Genomic DNA, 2,300 nt, shown 5'->3' on the forward strand with positions numbered 1-2,300 from the left:
TCCGGAAGAAGCGCTTGGCTGCCGGCAGGTCGCGGTGTTCGCTGAAGAAGAACTCGACCGTGTCGCCGACGCCGTCGACGGCACGATAGATACATCCGTTGGCCGCGTATCTTGATGTATGTCTCGTCCATGTGCCACTTGCCGGTGACGGCGCGCTTGCGCCCGTTGAAGCGCTCCAGAAGCTGGGGCGAGAAGTGGACGACCCAGCGGTGCACAGTCGAATGGTCGACGTTCAGGCCGCGTTCGGCCATCATCTCCTCCGGACGCGCAGGCCGAGATTGTAGGCCAGATACCAGCGCAGGCACAGCAAGATCACTGATCGTCGAAATGACAGCCTTTGAACATACAAGCGCGCTCCCCGAAAAAGAGAGGGCTTCGTGCCAGATATGGCTGCCATTCCGTTTGCGACAGAATCACCGAGCCTCCATCATTAAGTTCCGCCGGTTCAGCGGAAGGCCGACGCTTTCGCGCTCGCCGGAGCTGACCACTGCATACATTGCGCGATTCATACTTGGCACGGCGATGGGCAGCACGTGCAGAACAGCGAGCAACAAGAAGAGTCCGCATGTAGCATTGTTCCACAGTGGGACAGGAATCCACGCTGCGATAAGCAGAAGAACTGCCATGAGCGGAACGTCGTAGGAAAGCGGAACGCCGGTGAAATACCCTTTTGTGGACATCCCGAAATTGCTGAAATAACTTAATCGCAAAGCACCAGCGAGTATTAGAGCGAGCCCCGTTACAAACGGCAAGACACCGCCTGTTCCGATTTGCATGAGTACCGCAGCCGGAATGACGGCGCCGTACAGGAGATCAGCAAATCCATCCAGACTCTTCCCCATACTGGCCGTCTCTGCTGACCGGTTTTTCGTTCGCTTCGCGACCACTCCGTCGAAATGGTCTGCTAAGACCGCCCAGAGCGCTGCTGCGATTGCAAGCTCCGGTTTGCCCGATTGCGCAAAATAGAGCGCGGTTCCTGATGCCAGGAGGCCAAGCATCGTGATCTGGTTTGCGCGGTCTGAAAGATAGATAATCATTGGAAGCCGTCCGATCCTATCTCGACGCGATTTGATGCCGGAGAAGGCGATCCGCATAAGGGTGAGAATATGTTCTCCGCAGTCCTTAGATCGGCCTCGCTGTCTATCTCGTACCATCGCAGCTCATCGCAGCGGGCAGCCGCAAGCCGGAGGCCGCGGCTTTCGATAAGATGAGCAAGAAACTCCTCCATGTAAGCCTTGATCGCACCGGAACCGATGAGATCATCAAGGGCAGGCACGATTATCGTGCGCAGTGTCGCGTCGGAGAAGCGCATGAGATTCACTGTCTTGAAGAGAGCCGGGCCGCCGGAAACCAGGTCCGCAGCTGTTTGTTTAAGCCGAAACTCGGAAATAAATCCGCCTTCGGACAAAATTACTGCAGAGCCCTCCATCGACGGATGGAAAGGCGCTACTGCGGCTGAATTCGCCGCGTCATCTATCGTCAAGCGCCGAAGCGCGTCTTCCTCAAAGAAGACGTCGCCCTCAAGAAGATAGCAGTCTCCCGAGAGTAACGCGTCGCGTGCCAGCCAGAGTGAATAGGCGCTGCCCGTGCGGTCGAAGACCGTCGACTCGACATAATTGATATCGAGCCTACCGAAGCGTCGGCCGCAGGAATATTGGATCGCGTCTTTGCGATAGCCGACAACGATCGTCACCTCCCTTACGCCGACTGCCTCGAGGTTCTGCAAGGCGTTGTGAAGGATCGGCGTGCCGTTGACTTCGACCAGCGGCTTCGGCCGCAGATCGGTGAGCGGACGCAGGCGCGAGCCAAACCCGGCGGCAAGAATCACCGCCTCTCTCGGACCAATTGCAGTCATGGGTCTAAGCCCTTCTATTTTGCTTGCTGCGACGATTCTTTCGGTTCCAGCCGTTAAGGACGCCGACCACACGCTCGAGGCCCACCTCGAGTTGCTTCGGCGGAACGCCATAGGAGAGCCTGAGGCCCATGGGATCGCCGAAGGCAGTGCCTGACACGCCGGCCACGCCGGCTTGGGCGAGCAGCGCGGCCACGATGTCGTCGGCTGTCCTGGCGTCATCATTGGCGAGCGTCGGCCGCAACAGGCCGGACAGATCGAGATAGAAATAGAACCCGCCCTGTGCTTCAGGTATCGGAACGCGCTGCAGCTCGGAGAGGGCAGTAAGCCCAGCCTGCCGCGCCGCCGTCAATCGACACTTGAGCCGGGCCTCAAAGGCGCCATCTCCCTCACGGAGGTGGTGCAGCACGGCGTGCTGGGCAACGACATTCGGGTTCGATGTCGTGTG

The 2,300-nt window shown here is 58.7% G+C and carries 3 protein-coding genes and 1 pseudogene; all 4 read right to left on the reverse strand.

Features of this window, described 5'->3' with window-relative positions:
- Positions 1 to 345, reverse strand: a pseudogene (locus AC0L3D_RS36420) (IS6 family transposase); the annotation flags it as partial.
- Between the two features lie 68 nt (positions 346 to 413).
- Positions 414 to 1,037 carry a CDP-alcohol phosphatidyltransferase family protein gene (locus AC0L3D_RS36425; protein WP_473647502.1) on the reverse strand — a complete coding sequence of 208 codons (624 nt, stop codon included), beginning with the start codon at positions 1,035 to 1,037 and terminating at the stop codon, positions 414 to 416.
- Positions 1,034 to 1,855 carry a phosphocholine cytidylyltransferase family protein gene (locus tag AC0L3D_RS36430; RefSeq protein WP_473482951.1) on the reverse strand — a complete coding sequence of 274 codons (822 nt, stop codon included), beginning with the start codon at positions 1,853 to 1,855 and terminating at the stop codon, positions 1,034 to 1,036. Before AC0L3D_RS36430 ends, AC0L3D_RS36425 begins: the two co-directional genes overlap by 4 nt.
- Positions 1,856 to 1,859: 4 nt before the next feature.
- On the reverse strand, positions 1,860 to 2,300 hold a 441-nt coding region (locus AC0L3D_RS36435), incomplete at its 5' end, for an aminotransferase class I/II-fold pyridoxal phosphate-dependent enzyme (RefSeq protein ID WP_473647503.1).

Source organism: Mesorhizobium sp. WSM4837 (assembly GCF_055811435.1).

Bases quoted from the DNA above. Each gene is read 5' to 3' on its own strand.
- AC0L3D_RS36425 (WP_473647502.1), bottom strand. From the start codon at position 1,037: ATGATTATCTATCTTTCAGACCGCGCAAACCAGATCACGATGCTTGGC.
- AC0L3D_RS36430 (WP_473482951.1), bottom strand. From the start codon at position 1,855: ATGACTGCAATTGGTCCGAGAGAGGCGGTGATTCTTGCCGCCGGGTTT.